Annotated in this window: 15 protein-coding genes; 6 read left to right on the forward strand and 9 right to left on the reverse strand. The window is 69.6% G+C overall.

Annotated elements, in window-relative coordinates:
- Positions 1–92: 92 nt before the first annotated feature.
- From ACZ5KV_RS04890 to ACZ5KV_RS04910, 5 genes are all read left to right on the forward strand, one after another.
- Positions 93–1,547 (forward strand): Rne/Rng family ribonuclease, encoded by a 1,455-nt coding sequence (locus tag ACZ5KV_RS04890; RefSeq protein WP_464241227.1) that lies wholly within the window; start codon positions 93–95, stop codon positions 1,545–1,547.
- 80 nt (positions 1,548–1,627) lie between these two features.
- Positions 1,628–2,248 (forward strand): epoxyqueuosine reductase QueH, encoded by a 621-nt coding sequence (locus ACZ5KV_RS04895; protein WP_464241228.1) that lies wholly within the window; start codon positions 1,628–1,630, stop codon positions 2,246–2,248.
- Positions 2,245–2,628 carry a hypothetical protein gene (locus tag ACZ5KV_RS04900; RefSeq protein WP_464241229.1) on the forward strand — a complete coding sequence of 128 codons (384 nt, stop codon included), beginning with the start codon at positions 2,245–2,247 and terminating at the stop codon, positions 2,626–2,628. The genes ACZ5KV_RS04895 and ACZ5KV_RS04900 overlap by 4 nt, the downstream gene beginning before the upstream one ends.
- 11 nt (positions 2,629–2,639) lie before the next feature.
- The gene (hemW, locus tag ACZ5KV_RS04905) at positions 2,640–3,785 is read left to right on the forward strand and encodes a radical SAM family heme chaperone HemW (protein ID WP_464241230.1); all 1,146 of its coding nucleotides are present in this window, start codon (positions 2,640–2,642) and stop codon (positions 3,783–3,785) included.
- Positions 3,786–4,082: 297 nt separating this feature from the next.
- Entirely contained in the window at positions 4,083–4,976 is an 894-nt protein-coding gene (locus tag ACZ5KV_RS04910; RefSeq protein WP_464241231.1) for a flagellin N-terminal helical domain-containing protein, read from the forward strand.
- A 125-nt stretch (positions 4,977–5,101) separates the two neighbouring features.
- Here ACZ5KV_RS04910 and ACZ5KV_RS04915 read toward each other — a convergent pair whose 3' ends face one another.
- From ACZ5KV_RS04915 to ACZ5KV_RS04930, 4 genes are read right to left on the reverse strand one after another with little or no spacing between them, the layout of a single operon-like run.
- Complete coding sequence (locus tag ACZ5KV_RS04915; RefSeq protein WP_464241232.1) at positions 5,102–5,620, reverse strand: metallophosphoesterase family protein; 519 nt, start codon at positions 5,618–5,620, stop codon at positions 5,102–5,104.
- Between the two features lie 7 nt (positions 5,621–5,627).
- Entirely contained in the window at positions 5,628–7,130 is a 1,503-nt protein-coding gene (locus tag ACZ5KV_RS04920; protein WP_464241233.1) for an MlaD family protein, read from the reverse strand.
- Positions 7,131–7,175: 45 nt separating this feature from the next.
- Positions 7,176–7,931, reverse strand: a complete 756-nt coding sequence (locus tag ACZ5KV_RS04925) for an ABC transporter ATP-binding protein (protein WP_464241234.1) — start codon at positions 7,929–7,931, stop codon at positions 7,176–7,178.
- Between the two features lie 10 nt (positions 7,932–7,941).
- Complete coding sequence (locus tag ACZ5KV_RS04930) at positions 7,942–8,712, reverse strand: MlaE family ABC transporter permease (protein ID WP_464241235.1); 771 nt, start codon at positions 8,710–8,712, stop codon at positions 7,942–7,944.
- Between the two features lie 247 nt (positions 8,713–8,959).
- Between ACZ5KV_RS04930 and ACZ5KV_RS04935 the strand changes: the two genes are divergently transcribed.
- A complete protein-coding gene (locus ACZ5KV_RS04935; RefSeq protein ID WP_464241236.1) occupies positions 8,960–10,219 on the forward strand; it encodes an HD domain-containing phosphohydrolase in 1,260 nt (419 codons plus the stop codon).
- 95 nt (positions 10,220–10,314) lie between these two features.
- Here the strand turns inward: ACZ5KV_RS04935 and ACZ5KV_RS04940 are convergent, their stop codons facing one another.
- The 5 genes from ACZ5KV_RS04940 to ercA form a co-directional block, all read right to left on the reverse strand.
- A complete protein-coding gene (locus ACZ5KV_RS04940; protein ID WP_464241237.1) occupies positions 10,315–11,004 on the reverse strand; it encodes an HD domain-containing protein in 690 nt (229 codons plus the stop codon).
- 8 nt (positions 11,005–11,012) lie between these two features.
- Positions 11,013–12,188 (reverse strand): bifunctional glutamate N-acetyltransferase/amino-acid acetyltransferase ArgJ, encoded by a 1,176-nt coding sequence (gene argJ / locus ACZ5KV_RS04945; protein WP_464241238.1) that lies wholly within the window; start codon positions 12,186–12,188, stop codon positions 11,013–11,015.
- 141 nt (positions 12,189–12,329) lie between these two features.
- The gene (locus ACZ5KV_RS04950) at positions 12,330–13,046 is read right to left on the reverse strand and encodes a hypothetical protein (RefSeq protein WP_464241239.1); all 717 of its coding nucleotides are present in this window, start codon (positions 13,044–13,046) and stop codon (positions 12,330–12,332) included.
- 77 nt (positions 13,047–13,123) lie between these two features.
- Positions 13,124–15,304: a putative bifunctional diguanylate cyclase/phosphodiesterase gene (locus ACZ5KV_RS04955; protein WP_464241240.1), complete on the reverse strand. Its 2,181-nt coding sequence runs from the start codon at positions 15,302–15,304 to the stop codon at positions 13,124–13,126.
- A complete protein-coding gene (gene ercA / locus ACZ5KV_RS04960) occupies positions 15,288–16,463 on the reverse strand; it encodes an alcohol dehydrogenase-like regulatory protein ErcA (protein WP_464241241.1) in 1,176 nt (391 codons plus the stop codon). The genes ACZ5KV_RS04955 and ercA overlap by 17 nt, the downstream gene beginning before the upstream one ends.
- Between the last annotated feature and the right edge of the window lie 76 nt (positions 16,464–16,539).

The following is a 16,539-nucleotide window of genomic DNA, read 5'->3' on the forward strand; positions in this document are numbered from 1 at the left end:
GCCGCCTCCGCCCGGCGCGCCCGGAGTCTTCCCGGGCTGGCGCCGCAGGGTCCGCCGCGTCCGTCAACGTTTTCGCACCACGAGGTACGACCATGCCCAGAAAGATCAAAGAAAAAATGTTCATCAGCGTGCTGCCCGGAGAACAGGTCGAAGTGGCCCTGACCGAGGACGGCAAAATCCGCGAATACTACGTGGAGATGGTCCACCAGGCCAAGACCAAGGGCAACATCTACAAGGGCGTCATCAACAACATCGACCCCAACCTCCAGGCGGCCTTCGTCAACTACGGCGCCGAGCGCAACGGCTTTTTGCAGATCGACGAGGTTCACGAGGAATACTACGTCGAGGACGAGCCCGCCAAGAAGGGCTTCAAGTATCCGCCCATCCAGAAGGTGCTGCGCCCCGGGCAGGAGGTGCTCATCCAGGTGGTCAAGGAGCCCACGGGCCGCAAGGGCGCCTTCGTCACCACCTTCCTCTCCCTGCCGGGCCGCTATTTCGTGCTCACCCTGGGCCGCGAGCAGGTCGGCATCTCGCGCAAGATCGAAGACGACAAGGAGCGCGAAAAGCTGCGCGAGGTGGTCGAGGAGCTGAACCTCGGCTCCGGCATCGGCGTCATCGTGCGCACCGCCAGCCTGGACGTGAACAAGACCCAGCTCACCAAGGACCTGAAATTCCTCAAGCGCCTGTGGGCCGACGTGCGCAAAAAGGGCACCAGCCAGGACGCGCCCTGCATCTGCTACCAGGAGATGGACCTCGCCTCGCGGGCCATCCGCGACTACCTGTCCACCGAGGTCGGCGAAATCTGGGTGGACGACAAGGACACCGCCGAGCAGGTCAAGGAAATGGCCGCCCTGGTGTTCCCGCGCCGCCCCAACCTGGTCAAGCACCACGCCGACCCCGAGCGCGGCATGTGGGAGCGCTTCGGGCTGGACAAGCAGATCCAGGCCATCTACGGCCGCGAAGTGCCCCTGCCCAGCGGCGGCCAGCTCGTCATCGACGCCACCGAGGCCCTGACCGCCGTGGACATCAACTCCGGCAAGATCGGCGGCAAGAAGAACTTCCGCGACATGGCGCTCAAGACCAACATGGAAGCCGCCGAGGAAATCGCGCGCCAGCTCGTGCTGCGCGACATCGGCGGGCAGGTGGTCATCGACTTCATCGAAATGAAGGACAAAAACCACTGCCGCGACGTGGAAAAGACCCTGCGCGCGGCCATGAAGAACGACCGCGCGCGCACCGATGTCGGCCGCCTGTCGCGCTTCGGGCTGCTGGAACTGGTGCGCCAGCGCCTGGGCTCCTCGGCCCTGGCCGTATCCACCGAGCCGTGCCCCTGCTGCGGCGGCACGGGCACCCGGCGCAACCTGGAGTGGCAGGCCGTGCAGGCCCTGAAGGAACTGCGCCGCAAGCTGCGCAAGAATGGCGGCGAGCACCTGGTGGACTTCCGCTGCGACCAGGAACTCATGGCCTACATCAGCAACACCAAGCGCGCCCTGCTGCTGGACATGGAGCGTGAATTCGGCGTGCAGATCGCCATTTTGCCGCAATAAGGCCCCGGCGCGGCGCGGGGAGGGTCTCCCCGCGCCGCGCGCCGCCGGGCCATGCGCCCGCCCGGGCCCGGAACCCTGCCATGAAACTGCTTTTGCACATCTGCTGCGGCCCCTGCGCCATCGCCCCCATCCGCCGCCTGCTGGAGGCCGGAGTGGAGGTCACCGGGCTGTTCGTGAACCCGAACATCCACCCGCTCATGGAATACAAGCGCCGCCGCGACGGGGCCGCGCAAGTGGCCGCGCGCCTGGGCGTGCCCATGCTGTTCAAGGACGACGAATACCGCCCGCAGGACTGGTTCCGCGCCGTGGCCCAGCGCGAGGACAACCGCTGCCACTACTGCTACCACATGCGCCTGGAACGCACGGCGCAGATCGCCCGCCGGGGCCGCTTCGACGCCTTCTCCTCCACCCTGCTCTACAGCCGCTTCCAGAAGCACGCGGCCATCGCCGCCCTGGGCCGCGACCTGGCCGCCGGGGGCGGCCAGGCCTTCCACTACGAAGACTGGCGCACGGGCTGGACCGAGGGCATCGAGGCCTCCAAGGCCTGGGGCATCTACCGCCAGCAGTACTGCGGCTGCCTGTACAGCGAAAACGAGCGCTACCGGAAGGAACTGGACAGCCCGCCTCCCGGCGCGCCGCAGCGCGGGGAATCCGCAGGCGCCCAAGCCCCTGCCGCCCCGGCCCGGGAGCCCGGCCCGTGATCGACCGCACCGTCTACCTGGGCGCCCTGTACCTGGGCGCGGGCAACCTGCCCGGGGCGCTGCACCTGGCCGGACTGGCCCTGCCGCCGCTGCTGGTGGGCCTCGTGCGCTACCGTGCCAACCGCCTGCTGGCGGCCACGGGCTTTTGCACCCTGCATGTGCTGGCCTACGCGGCCCTGGCCTACCTGAGCGGCGGAGCCTACCCCTACCTGCTCTACGGCCTGACGGCCCAGGTCGCGGGCGGGGGCTACACCGACCTGCTGGCGCCGGATTTCACAGCCACGGCCCTGCTCTACGCCCTGCCCGCCGCCCTGCACGGCGCGGCGGCCTCCCTGGGCGGGCTGGCCCTGGCCCACGCCGCCTCCGGGCGCAAGGGCTGACCGCCCCGACCATGCTGCTCTACGTCCACGTGCCCTTCTGCCGGCGCAAGTGCCACTACTGCGCCTTCCACTCCGTGGTGCCCGGCCCCGGGCAGATGCGCCGCTACGTGGAGCTGGTCGAGGCCGAGGCCGCCCTGTGGGGCCAGCGCCTGAAGCGGCCCCGGGTGGAAACGCTGCACCTGGGTGGCGGCACACCGAGTCTCCTGCCCCCGGCGCTGTTGGAGCGGCTGGTGCGCGCCCTGCGCGCGAACTTCGCCTTCGCCCCGGGCCTGGAGTTCGGCGTGGAGGCCAACCCCGAGTCCGTGGCCGACTGGACCGTGATGGAGACCCTGCGCCGCCTGGGCGTGACCCGCCTGTCCCTGGGCGTGCAAAGCTTCGACGACAACGACCTGACCCGCCTGGGCCGCCCGCACACCGCCGAACAGGCCGAAGCCGCCGTGCGTCTGGCCCAGGGCGTGGGCTTTCCCGTCGTGTCCCTGGACCTCATGTGGGGCCTGCCCGGCCAGCGGCTGCACCACTGGCTGGCCAACCTCAAGAAGGCCGCCCGCCTGGGCCCGCAGCACATTTCCTGCTACGGCCTGACCCTTGAGCCCGGTACGCCCCTGGAACGCCAGGCGAATGAAACGGACCTGGGGCTGCCCGACGAGGGCGAGCAGCAGCGCATGTACCTGCAAGGCGGGGAGTTCCTGGAATCCGAAGGCTATCTGCAATACGAGATTTCCAACTTCGCGCGCATGGGCCTGGAGTGCCGCCACAACATGGGCTACTGGGAAGGCAGGCCCTACCTGGGCCTGGGCCCGGCCGCCGTGTCCACCCTGGGCGCCCGGCGCTGGAAGAACCCCGAGGACCTGGACGCCTACGCCCAGGCCGTGCAGGCCGCCACCCTGGGCACCGATGCCGAAGCCCTGGACGAACAGACCCGCCTGCGCGAAATGGTCATGCTGCGCCTGCGCACCACGCGCGGGCTGGACCTCGCGGCCTACCGCAAGGCCGCCGGGCGCGACCTCGCCGCCGAAAACCAGGCCATGCTGCGCGCCCTGCGTCAGCGCGACCTGATCCGCCTCGCCGGAGGCCACCTGCGCCTGACCCGCCCGGGCATGCTCGTCTCCGACGCCATCATCGCCAATCTCTTCCCCGACCTGCCCGCCGAGGGCTAGGGCCGGGCGCGCCTCCCGCGCGCTCCGGCACCGCGCAATCGCGGCCTTCCTTTCGGGGCCGCGCCGGGCTCCCGCACGGCCCGGTGCGGCCCTTTTCCGCCCGCCGGGGCCATGGATGCTTTTCGCCTCCGCGCCCGATCCCCCTGCCGGGGCCTGCCCGCGCCCGCCGCGGCCCGCGCGTCTTTTTCCATCCGGCCCCTAAACTTTCCCGGCCGCCCGGTCGAATACGTAAGCAACACGGCGCAACCCCGAACGCAGCACGGAAGCTGCAAAACCATTCTAAGGAGGGAAAACCGCATGTCTCTGGTTATCAACCACAACCTGATGGCGACCAACGCCGCCCGCAACCTCAGTTCGTCCTTCGGAGCCCTGAGCACGTCGGTCCGCCGCCTGTCCTCGGGCCTGCGTGTCAGCAACGCTTCCGACGACGCCGCCGGTCTGGCCATCCGCGAGCTCATGCGCGCGGACATTTCCGCCCTGAACCAGGGTGTCCGTAACGCCAACGACGCCATCTCGCTGATCCAGACCGCCGACGGTGCCCTGGGCATCATCGACGAGAAGCTGATCCGCATGAAGGAGCTGGCCGAGCAGGCGGCCACGGGTACCTACAACTCCGACCAGCGTCTGATCATCGACTCCGAGTATCAGGCCATGGCCTCGGAAATCACCCGTATCGCCAACGCCACGGACTTCAACGGCATCTACCTGCTGAACGGCAACCTCTCCGGCAACACCCACGACGGGTCCGGGCTGGTGTCCACCGGCAAGATGAAGATCCACTTCGGCACGGCCAACGACTGCTCCGAGGACTACTACTACATCCAGATCAACACCTCCACGGCGTCGGCCCTGGGCGTCGGCAACCAGTCCACCGCCGGTGGCGCGGGCTACACCATCTCCACGCAGTCCGCCGCGCAGAACGCCCTGGTGGCCCTGAACGAAGCCATCGTCTCCAAGGACAACATCCGCGCCAACCTGGGCGCCCTGCAGAACCGCCTGGAGAACACCATCTCCAACCTGCAGATCCAGTCCGAGAACCTCCAGGCCGCCGAGTCGCGTATCTCCGACGTGGACGTGGCCACGGAGATGACCGAGTTCGTGCGTCAGCAGATCAAGTCCCAGTCGGCCGTGGCCATGCTGGCCCAGGCCAACAGCCTGCCGCGTCTGGCCATGCAGCTTCTGGGCGGCTAAGGGCACCGGCCCCGCGGCCCGCCGCGGGCCCGCATGGCGCCAGACCATGCACCAGGACGGCCCCCTTCCTCGGAAGGGGGCCGTTTCCTTTGCGCCAGGGCGCGAACGTTCGGGGGAGAGCCGGGCTACCCGGCGGCCCGCACGGTGCCGATCATGCGCGGCACGCTCACGGCCTCGCGGGTCAGCCCGCCGTCCGGGGCCACATGCACGTAGGCCAGGGTCGGGGTGTTGCCCGCCTCGCGCAGGCTGCCGGGGTTGACCACCCAGGTTCCGTCGTGGCGGGTCCACTCCGGGGTATGCGTGTGGCCGAAGCAGATCAGGTCGTAGCCCGGGCCGAAGGATTCCACGACCTTGCGCGAAAGAACCTCGCGGTCGTGCCCCCAGCCGTGGACCGCGCCCACCGTCAGCCCGCCCAGGCTGAACGAGACGCGCTGTTCCAGCTCCCGGCTCAGCTCCCACTCGCACATGTTGCCCGCAACGGCGTAGAAGCGCGGGTGCTGCATGAAAAACGACCACAAGGCCTGCCCGGTCATGTCGCCGCAGTGCACGAGCACGTCGGCATGCTCCAGGTAGGTCTGGTAAACGGCCTGCATCCAGGGCGTGGGCGCGCCCGCGTGGGTGTCGGAGATGACGGCGATCTTCATGACATGCCTAGTTGACCGGGAGGGGCGCGCTGGTAAGCAGATACTTCAGGTCGTCGTCGGTGAACGAAAGGCCCACCCCGCCGAAGAAGGACGCGTCGGAAGCGAAGTCGTCCAGGCCCGCCGTGAGGTAGAAGTTCTTCAGGAAGTACAGCCGCCCGCCCGCCTTGAGGTGCGGCGGATCGTCGTCGTCGAAGTCGAAGGCCTCGAAGTACAGCCGCGCACGGTCGTCCCACAGGAAGTAGTCCACGCCCGCGCCGCCGGTGGACTCGAACAGGCCGCCGCGCAGGGCGATGTCGTCCCAGCGCTTGGCCAGTTGGGCGTTGAAAAGAATCTGGTCGCGCTCGGTCTTCTCCTCGATTTCGCGGCGCTCGCTGTAGCCCGAGCCGGTCCAGATGCGCGTCAGGGTCTCGGTCTCGCGGGTACGGCCGTCGGGGTCGGCCACCACGCCCAGGATGTAGTAATGGTCCTCGGCGGGTTGCAGGGTCAGGTCGAGGTAGGACTTGACGTTGCCGCTGTCGGCCAGGACCTCGGAGCGGAAATCCAGAGACGTACGGAAAGTATCCTGCTTTTCCAGATACTTGTTGATACCTTCCAGGGCCTTGTCCAGCTCCTTGGAGGTCGTGTCGTCGTTGATCAGCCGCCCCAGGGAGCCCTTGCCCTCGTCGATCTTCGCGGCCACGCTTTGCAGGGAGGCCACGGCCTGGCGCAGGTCGTCGCCCAGCTCCTGGTCGTTGACCATGCGGCCCACGGCGCCCCGGCCCTCGTCGATCTTGGCCATGACGGAGTTCACGCGTTCCAGGGTCTGGCTCATCTGGGCCGAAGCCGTCTCGAAGTTGGCCACGATGGTGTCGATGCCGTCGCGGTTGGCGCCGGTGATGTGCTTCAGGTCCGCGGAGAACGCGCGCAGGTTGTCCACGATGAGGTTCACGCTCTCCACGTTCTGCTGGACCATGCCGTTCAGGCTGACGGTCAGGTCGCGCAGGTTGTCGAAGGTCAGGCGCAGGTTCTGCTCGCCCTCGGGCCCGCCGAAGACGCCCGCGACGCTCTTGGCCACCAGGCCGATGTCGTCGGCGATCTGCCCGACCTTCTGGAAGAGCACTTCCAGGTCGGCGCTGCGGTCCGAGCGGGCCAGGGTGCCGCCGTCGGCCAGGGCCGGGGAGTCGGGGCTGCCGCCCGAAAGATCCACGTACTTGTCGCCCAGCACCCCGCGCGACTTGATGCTGGCCACCGTGTCGCCGGGAACCTTGACCGCCCCGGCCAGCTCCAGGGTCAGCCGCGCGCGGCCGCCCTCCAGGGTGATGGAACTGATCCGCCCGACCTCGATGCCCGCCACCTCCACCGGGGAATCCACCTTCAGGCCGGTGACGTTGTCGAAGAAGACCACCAGCTCGTAGGTTCCGCGGGACAGGAACTTGCCGGTGCCCACCTGCAGGGACATGAACGCCAGCCCGGCCAGGGCCAGGAACACGAATATGCCGACCTTGATCTCGGTGCCCGTCTTGAAGGCCATGTTCGTCACTCCGTGTTGCGCGGGCCGGGGGTCCGGTCCCGCTCCTTAGGCTATGGTGATCGGCCCCCTGGCCTCGCCCCGGATGAACTGGCGTACCACCGGGTCCGCGCTGTCGCGGATGGCTTCCGGGGGGCCGCTGGCGATGATGCCGCCATCGTACAGCATGAAAACCTCGTCGGCGATGGCGAAGGTGGCCCGGATGTCGTGGCTGATGACCAGACAGGTGGCGCCGAACTCGTCGCGCGTCTGCAAAATCAGCTCGTTGATGTTGGCGGCCATGACCGGGTCCAGCCCCGAGGTCGGCTCGTCGAAGAGCACGATCTTGGGGTCCAGGGCGAGGGCCCTGGCCAGGCCCACGCGCTTGCGCATGCCGCCCGAAAGCTCGGAGGGCATCTTGTAGCCCATGCCCGCAAGGCCCACGGCGGCCAGCTTGTCCTCGACCACGGCGGCGATTTCGCGCCGCGAGAGCCGGGTGTGCTCCGCCAGGGGGAAGGCCACGTTGCCCGCCACGGTCATGGAGTCGAACAGCGCGCCCTCCTGGAACAGCATGCCGAACTTGCGGCGCACCGGGGCCATGCGCCGCTCGGAAAGGGGCACGGTGTCCTGCCCCTCCACCAGCACCTGCCCGCCGTCGGGCTTCATGAGCCCGATGACGTGCTTCATGAGCACGGACTTGCCGCCGCCGCTGCGCCCGATGACCACGCTCACGCTGCCCGGGCGCACGGCCAGATTCAGCCCGCGCAGCACGTGCTGGGCGCCGAAGCTCTTGTGGATGTCGCGCAGTTCGATGATCGGGTCCACGTCCGTAGTCCTACATCATGAGCGAGGTCAGCACGTAGTCGCTGGCCAGGATGAGCACCGAGGCGAGCACGACGGCCTGGGTGGTGGCCCGGCCCACGCCCTCGGCGCCGCCGGAAGTATAAAAGCCCTTGTAGCAGCCCACAAGCGCGAGGATCACGCCGAACACCGCGGCCTTGGCCAGACCGTTGTAGATGTCTTCCAGTTCCACCAGCTCGTAGATGCGGTTCATGAAGATGCCGCCGTTGATGCCCAGCATCTTCACGCCCACCAGATAGCCGCCCAGGATGCCCACGAAATCGGACACCACCGTGAGCAGCGGCAGCATGACCAGCCCGGCCACCACGCGCGGCGTCACCAGATACTGCACGGGGTTGATGGCCATGACCGTCAGCGCGTCCACCTGCTCGGTAACGCGCATGGTGCCGATTTCGGCGGCGATGGACGACCCGGCGCGGCCGGTGACCATCAGCGCGGTGATCACCGGGCCGAGCTCGCGGGTCATGGACAGGGCCACCGTGGCGCCCACCAGCCCCTCGGCGGAGAACAGCCGGAAGGCGTGGTAGGTCTGCAGGGCCAGGACCATGCCGGTGAACAGCGAGGTCAGCAGGACCACGAACAGCGAATTGACGCCGACGAACTCCATCTGGCGGAAGAACAGGCCGATGCGCAACGGAGGGCGGACCAGCGCAAGGGCCGCCTCCCACAGCAAAAGGGCCATGCGCCCCGATTCGGCCATGGCTTCCAGAAACCCGCCGCCAAGCCACGCAAAAAAACGAGTCATCCGCTCCCCGCGTCTTCTGGCGCGCCACCGTGGCGCGCCGCCTGCGCCCGACCGGCCCCGGGCCCGCCCAGGGCAACGGTCCGGGACCTCCAAGGAACCACCTCAACTATCATCAAACGCCGCGCTTTGCCAGAGCCAAGCACGGCGGTTTCCCGCAGGGGGTTCGCAGGGAACCCGCGCATGCCTTGTACGGAACGTTTTGATGGGCTAGAGTGATTCAACTGGAAACCGTTACGCCGGAGGCCCGATGCAGACAACGCCCCCCAGCCCGGACGGCGCCGACATCCTGTGCGAAATTCTCGCCGTCAACGAAGCCCTGAGCGGCCTGAAGGACCTGGACGCCATCCTGGACCGCATCCTCACCGAGTCGCGGCGCATCGCCCGGGCCGACGCGGGCACGGTCTACCTCGTGGAGGACGGCCGCCTGCGCTTCGGCTACGTGCACAACGACACGCTCATCGGCCAGGGCAAGGTCACCAAGGACGTGTACGCCGACTTCACCCTGCCCATGGATTCGACCTCCATCGTCGGCCACGTGGCCGCCACGGGCCGGGCCCTGGACATCGCCGACGCCTACGCCATGGCCCCCGACGCCCCGGTGGCCTTCAACCCGGCCTTCGACCGCAAAACAGGCTACCACACCACCTCCATGCTGACCCTGCCGGTGATCACCTCCCAGGGCGCGGTCTCCGGGGTCATCCAGCTCATCAACGCCAAGGACGACGCCGGGCGCCCGGTGCCCTTCGGCCCCCAGGCGCGGACCCTGCTGCCCCTGCTGGCGACCATGGCCTCGGTGGCCATCGAGCGGGCGATCATGACCCGCGAACTCATCCTGCGCATGATGCAGATGGCCGAACTGCGCGACCCCTCGGAAACCGGGGCCCACGTCACGCGCGTCGGCTCCTACGCGGCGGAGGTCTACCACCGCTACGCCCAGATGGCGGGCACGGACGAGCGCGAACTCAAGAAGACCAAGGACCTCATCCGCGTGGCGGCCATGCTCCACGACGTGGGCAAGGTCGGCATTTCGGACAAGATCCTCAAGAAACCCGCCCGGCTGGACCCCGAGGAATTCGCCGTGATGCGGATGCACACCGTCTACGGCGCGCGGCTGTTCCAGAACTCCACCTCGGAACTGGACGCCATGTCCGGAAGCATCGCCCTGAACCACCACGAAAAATGGAACGGCACGGGTTACCCCGGGCGCCTGGACGGCCTGGCCCCGGCCCAGGCACCCGGCCCGCCCAAGGCCGGAACGGAAATCCCCCTGGAGGCGCGCATCGTGGCCCTGGCCGACGTGTTCGACGCCCTGGGCTCGCGGCGCTCCTACAAGCCGCCGTGGCCCGACGAGAAGATTCTCGCCCTGTTGCGCGAGGAACGCGGCGCGCACTTCGACCCCGACGTGGTGGACGCCTTCCTGGACATCTTCGAGGTCATCGCCGCGATCCGCGACAAGTACACCGAGGACCAGCCCGCGCCGGACGCCCCCGAGGGCCCGGCGGGCTGAGGCCGCCGCCCGGAAACGACGCGGGCGCGGGCCCTGCGGCCCGCGCCCGCGCGCGTCGCTGCCCGGTCGGCCCGGCGCCCGGCCCGGCCGGGGGGTCATTTGCCGCCGTCGGCCTGCCCGCCGGGCGCGCCGGGCGCGTCCTCCTCGCCTGCGTGGCCGTCCTTCACGCCGTTGCGGTTCTTCCACCACCGTTCATCCTGCCCCAGGAACCACCAGTCCGTATGGTCCGTGGCGGCGATGTGCCGGGCCAGGGCGCGGCCCTGCTCGGTGCGCAGGCGCTCCAGGGCGCAGGCCAGCCACTTGTCCGCATAGCGGTTGCCCAGGTCCGACTGCTCCTTGAGGTTCAGGATCAGGTCGATCTGGTCGGCGTCCTGCGCCAGGCGGGATTCGAGGGTCTCCATGCCCTCCAGTTCCTCCCACATGCCGAGCACCATGGCCGAAAGCCCCGTGCCCCGGGTGGCGTCCTGCAGGGCGCGCACGCGGTCCGAGCGGTTGTAGGCGTGGTTCACGTAGTTGAAGTCGCCGGTGCGCGCCTCGTGCAGGTCGTGGAACAGGCACATCAGCGTGGTCCGGGCCTCGTCGGCCCCGGCCTGCCGCGCCAGCACGCAGCCGATGACCGCCGTGCGGAAGCTGTGCTCGGCCACGTTTTCCGCGCCCGTGCCCAGGAACTGGTAGCCCGTGCGCGGGGTCTTGCGCAGCATGCCGACCTCGAAGAGAAAATCGGCCAGCCGCCCCAGGCGCTCCCCGGCCTGCGGGCCCTCGGGGCCGGAACGTTCGCGGGTCATGGCCCCTCCTAGCTGCGGTAGTCGGCGTTGATGGACACGTACTCGTGGGTCAGGTCCGAGGCCAGGAGCACCGCGCCGCCCGGGCCGTCGCCCAGGGTCACGTCGATGTCCACGTCCTGGCGGCGCAGCACCGGGGCCATGAGGGCGTCGATGTCCAGGTCCACGGGGCGGCCGTGCTCGAAGATGACCACCCCGCCGATGGCGATGGTCACGGCGGCGGGGTCGAACTCGGCCCCGCTGCGGCCCAGGGCGGCGGCGATGCGGCCCCAGTTGGCGTCCTTGCCGTACAGGGCGGTCTTGACCAGGGGCGAATGGCCCACGGCGCGCACGGCCAGTTCGGCCTGGGCGTCGTCCACGGCGCCGCCCACGGTGATGCGCATGACCTTGGTGCCGCCCTCGGCGTCCTGCACGACCATGTAGGCCAGGCTCTGGCAGACCTCGACCACGGCGTCGTACAGCGCCTGGGCCGTTTCCTCGTCGGCCACCCGCACGCCGCTGGCCCCGCCCGCGAGGCCGAACACGCAGTCGTTGGTGCTCGTGTCGCCGTCCACGGTGACGCGGTTGAAGCTCCCGTCCACGGCCTGGGCCAGCATCTGGCGCCAGGTCTCGCCGTCCACGGCGGCGTCGGTGAGCACGATGCCCAGCATGGTCGCCATGTCCGGGCAGATCATGCCCGCGCCCTTGCACATGCCCATGACCACGGCGGAGGTGCCTTCCACCCGGGCCCAGGCCAGCTTGGGGAAGGTGTCGGTGGTCATGATGGCCTTGGCCGAGTCCATGGGCCCGGCCTGGCCCAGACTGGCCGCCAGGGGCTCCATGGCCGCGCGCCAGCGGTCGAGCTTGAGCCGCGGGCCGATGACGCCGGTGGACATGGGCAGGATGGCCCCGGGGGCGATACCCAGGGCGGCGCCGACCAGTTCCAGGCTCTCGCGGCAGTCGGCCAGCCCGGGCTCGCCGGTGCAGGCGTTGGCCTGGCCGGAGTTGACCACCACGGCGCGGGCCTCGGGCGAGGCCGCCACGGCCTGCATGGCCACCAACACCGGGGCGGCCTTGAACAGGTTGGTGGTAAAGACTCCCGCGCTGGCGGCGGGGCCGTCGCTGATCACCACGGTCAGGTCGTAGCGCCCCTCGCGCTTGAACCCGGCCTGGGCCACGGCAAAGGAAAAACCCTTGGGAACGAGCATTGCGGACTCCGTATGCGATGTTGGCGCCGGGGTGCGCGGCCTGCGGCCGGGCCCCGGGAGCGAAGCGGCGCACAGGATACATGCGCGCCGGAGGGTTGTAAATCGTGGGCGGGGCGGGCGGCGGAGGGCGCCGGAACGGCCTCAGGGCCGGGGGGCGGCGGGTTTGGGTTCGGGCTCTGGTTCGGGCTCGAACTCGGCCTTGCGCAGCAGGTGCGCGGCGTCCTCGGGCAGCAGGTGGTGGGCGTTGCGCCCCAGGGGCAGCAGACACCAGCCCTTGGCCCGGGCCCGGCCGCCCGGGGCGGCGTAGGCGGGCAGCAGCAGCCCGGCCTGGGCCGCCCCCAGGTGCGGCGCCAGGTTGGCCGGGGAGCATTCGCGCCCCTGGTGCGAGTCGTGCCCGAAGCCCGGCTCCCCGGGCACCCGGCAACCCAGCACCAACAGGAACGGCGCCGCGAAAAACTCGGCCACGAAGGCCACTTCGTCGAACACCCGCCGCTCGGCGCCCCCGCCGGGAACGTGCAGCACCACCAGCGTATCGCGCTCCAGCAGGTAGGGCTTGCCGTCGCGCACGTGCAGCAGGAACTCGCGCGGGCGCTGGTTGAAGAGATAGAGATTCTTGACCCTGGCCGCGCGCGCCGTGGCCGAATAGAAGGTGTCGCCCCCGGGTTCGCAGGCCAGGCATTCGCGGTCCGGCCGCTGGCGCGCCACGCCCTCGGCCATGGCCGCCGCGCCCTCGCCCATAAACAGGGCGTATTCGCAGTAGTCCAGCACGGCGTCGAGCACGCGCCCCAGGTACGGGTCCGCGTCCAGCGCAGTGGCCGGGGCGCCCCGGCGCCCGAACAATTTGCCAAAAAGTCCCATCCCTGCCTCGTGCCTGCGGTTGTGCCGACCGGGGCAGTAGAGCACAAATATGGCAAATCCATCAAGAAGGAATGGCTTCAGGCGTCGGCCCCGCCTGCGCGGGCCGCGAGGTAGGCCTCGGCGTCGGCGCGGCCCAGGGGCCGCGAGTAGAAATAGCCCTGCCCGAACTCGCACCCCAGATCGCGCAGGATGTCGCCCTGGGCCGCCCGCTCCACGCCCTCGCCGACCACGCCCAGGCGCAGGGAATGGGCCAGGCTGACGATGGCCTTGACGATCTCCAGGCTCTCCGCGTCCGTATCGATAGTCCGCACGAAGCTCAGGTCGATCTTCAGGTGATCCAGGGGAAAGCGCTTGAGGTAGCTCATGGACGAGTATCCGGTGCCGAAATCGTCCACGCTCAGGCGGATGCCGTGCTCCTTCATGCGCGTGAGCTTGTCGATGGCCGAGGCCGGGTCTTCCATGATGGCCGATTCGGTGATTTCCAGGTTCAGCGCCTCCGGCGGCAGACCGTGGACGGCCAGGATGTCCAGGATGCCGGGAACCAGGTCGCGGTGGGAGAACTGGCGTGCCGAAAGGTTCACGGACATGAAGGCATCGGGGGCGCACAGCCCGGCCCGGCGCCAGGCGTCCATGGCCCGCACCGCCCCGTCGAGCACCTGCATGCCCAGTTCGTGGATCAGCCCGGTCTCCTCGGCCAGGGGAATGAACTCCGCCGGGCAGACCAGCCCCCGGCCGGGGTGGGCCCAGCGCGCCAGGGCCTCGAAACCGCGCACCCGCCCGTCGGCCAGCCCCACCAGGGGCTGGAAATAGGCCATGAACTCCCGGGCGCCCAGGGCCCGGCGCAGGTCGTTTTCCAGGTCCAGCCGGCCCACGGCCCGGGCCAGCATGCCCGCCGAAAACACCGCCAGGCGGTCACGGCCCTTGTCCTTGGCATGGTGCATGGCGATGTTGGCGTGTTGCAGAACTTCCTCGGGCCGCGACTCGGTGCGCGGCAGGGAGACGATGCCGTAGCTGGCCGTCAGGCGCACGTCGCGCCCGTTCATGCTCAGGGGCCGGGCCAGCTCCTCGCGCACGCGCTTGACCACGCGCACGGACTCGCCGGGCCGCTCCAGCTCCTCGAGCACGAGCACGAACTCGTCGCTGCCGAAGCGCGACAGGGTGTCCAGGTGGCGCACGCAGCGGCGCAGGCGCCGGGCGACCTCGACCAGCAGCGCGTCGCCCGTCTCGTGGCCCAGGCTCTGGTTCACGACCCGGAAGCCGTCCAGGTCCATGAACACCACGCCGTAGTTGTAGTTCTGGCGGCGATCGGCGCGGTGCATGGCCTGACGGATGCGGTCCAGGCACAGGACGCGGTTGGCCAGCCCGGTAAGGGGGTCGTGCAGGGCCTGGTGGCGCAACTGCTCCTCCACGCGCTTGCGCTCGGTCACGTCGCGCAGGCTGAAGCGGATGCCCAGGTCGCGGCCCTCGGGGGCGGAAACGCTGCGGCAGACCTGGGAAACCCAGCGCAGGGCGCCGTCGCGGCGGCGGATGCGGTAGTCCAGCTCCTCGGCGTCGCCTCCGGCCGGGCAGCTCATGGCCTGAAGCCAGGTGTCGCGGTCGTCGGGCACGATGAGCGACTCCAGGAACCCGGGGTCGCGCAGAAAGCGCTCGGGCGGGTAGCCGGTGATGCGCTCGCTGGACGGGCTGACGTAGACCATCTGGCCCTGGGGGTCCTGCCAGCACTCCATGTCGTAGGTGTGGTTGGCCACGGTGCGGTAGCGGATTTCCGACTCGCGCATGCGCTCCTCGGTGCGCATGCGCTCGGTGATGTCGCTGGCCACCAGCACCCCGTAGCACTGCGTGCCGAACACCGCGCGCTGGGCCTTGATCTCCACGGGGCGGATGGTGCCGTCGGCGTGGCGCAGCCCGGAGTGCAGCACCGCGGCCGTTCCGCCGGGGCACTGCTCGCCCTCCCCGGAAAACAGGGTCTGGGCGGTCTGGGCCAGAAGCAGTTCGTCGATCTTGCGGCCGAGCACCTCCTCGGGAGCCAGCCCGGTGACGGCGCGCACGGCCCCGGCGGCGTCCACCAGGGTGCCGTCGGCCATGTCCACCACCAGGATGGCGTCGGAAATGTTCTCCAGCAGGCAACGGAAGCGCTCCAGTTCCTCCAGGCGGGTCTGCTGCTCGGGTGCGAAAACGCGCCGGACCGGGCGTTCATCCAGGCCGATGAGCCGCTCGAACAAAGGGCCGGGTCCGGGGCCGTCAGAACGCCTGGGCATACAGGGCCTCGATCTCCTCGCGGGTCGGCTTGCGGGGGTTGGTGACCATGCACGGGTCCTGCATGGCCAGTTCGGCCAGGCGGGGCAGATCCTCGCGGCGCACGCCCAGTTCGCCCAGGCGCTTGTCCACGCCCAGACGGCGCTTGAAGGCGCGCAGGATCTCCACGACCCCCTCGCGCCCCGGCCCGGGCACCATGCCCAGGCCCCGGCCCAGGGCCTCGGCCACGTCGCGGTAGCGCCCGGGGGCGGCGTCGTAGTTGAAGGCCGCCACCAGGTCCAGCAGGATGGCGTTGCACATGCCGTGGGGCAGGTCGGAGTGGCCGCCCAGGCTGTGGGCCATGCCGTGCACGGCGCCGAGGATGGCGTTGGAGAAGGCCAGCCCCGCGTACATGCTGGCCAGCATCATGCCCGCGCGGGCGTCCAGGTCCCGGCCGTCGTCCGCCGCCGCGCCCAGATGGGCGCCCACAAGGCGCACGGCCTCCAGGGCGAAAAGGTCCGTCACCGGGCCGTTGGCGTTGGAGACGTAGGCCTCCACGGCGTGGGTCAGGGCGTCCAGGCCGGTATGCACCGTCAGTTCGCGACCCATGGTCAGGGTCACGCCCGGGTCCACCAGGGCGGTGTCGGCCACCACGGTCTTGGAGACGATGGCCACCTTCACCCGGCGCGCGGTGTCGTTGATGATCGCGAACTGGGACACGTCGGCGGAGCTGCCCGCCGTGGTCGGCACGCAGACCAGGGGCGGCCCGGGCCGGGCGACCATGTCCACCCCCGCGAATTCCAGCACATCCTGGCCGTTGGCGTGGACGATGCCGATGCCCTTGGCGCAGTCCATGGCGCTGCCGCCGCCCACGGCCAGAATGGCGTCGCAGCCCTGGTCGGCGTAGCGCTCGGCCCCCTGGGCGACCTCGAAGTCGCGGGGGTTCTCGGACACCGCGCTGAACATGGCATGCTCCAGGCCGTGTTCGTCCAGCCCGGCCAGGATGGCCTGGAACCAGTCGTGGCCCATGAGGTCCGGCATGGTCACGACCAGGGGCCTGCGGGCGCCCAGGTTGCGGCAATACTGCCCCGCCAGGCGCGAAGCCCCCAGCCCGAAGACGAACTCCGGGGCCACGAACTTGCGCATGTCCAGCATCACTCCCTGTGCCGCGTCAGCCGTCATCTGCGCCTCCCCCTCTCCGGCCACGGGGCCGGGCGACATCTCGCACACCATATAGACATTTGCCGAAGGTAGCCGC

Source organism: Desulfocurvus thunnarius, from assembly GCF_055390965.1.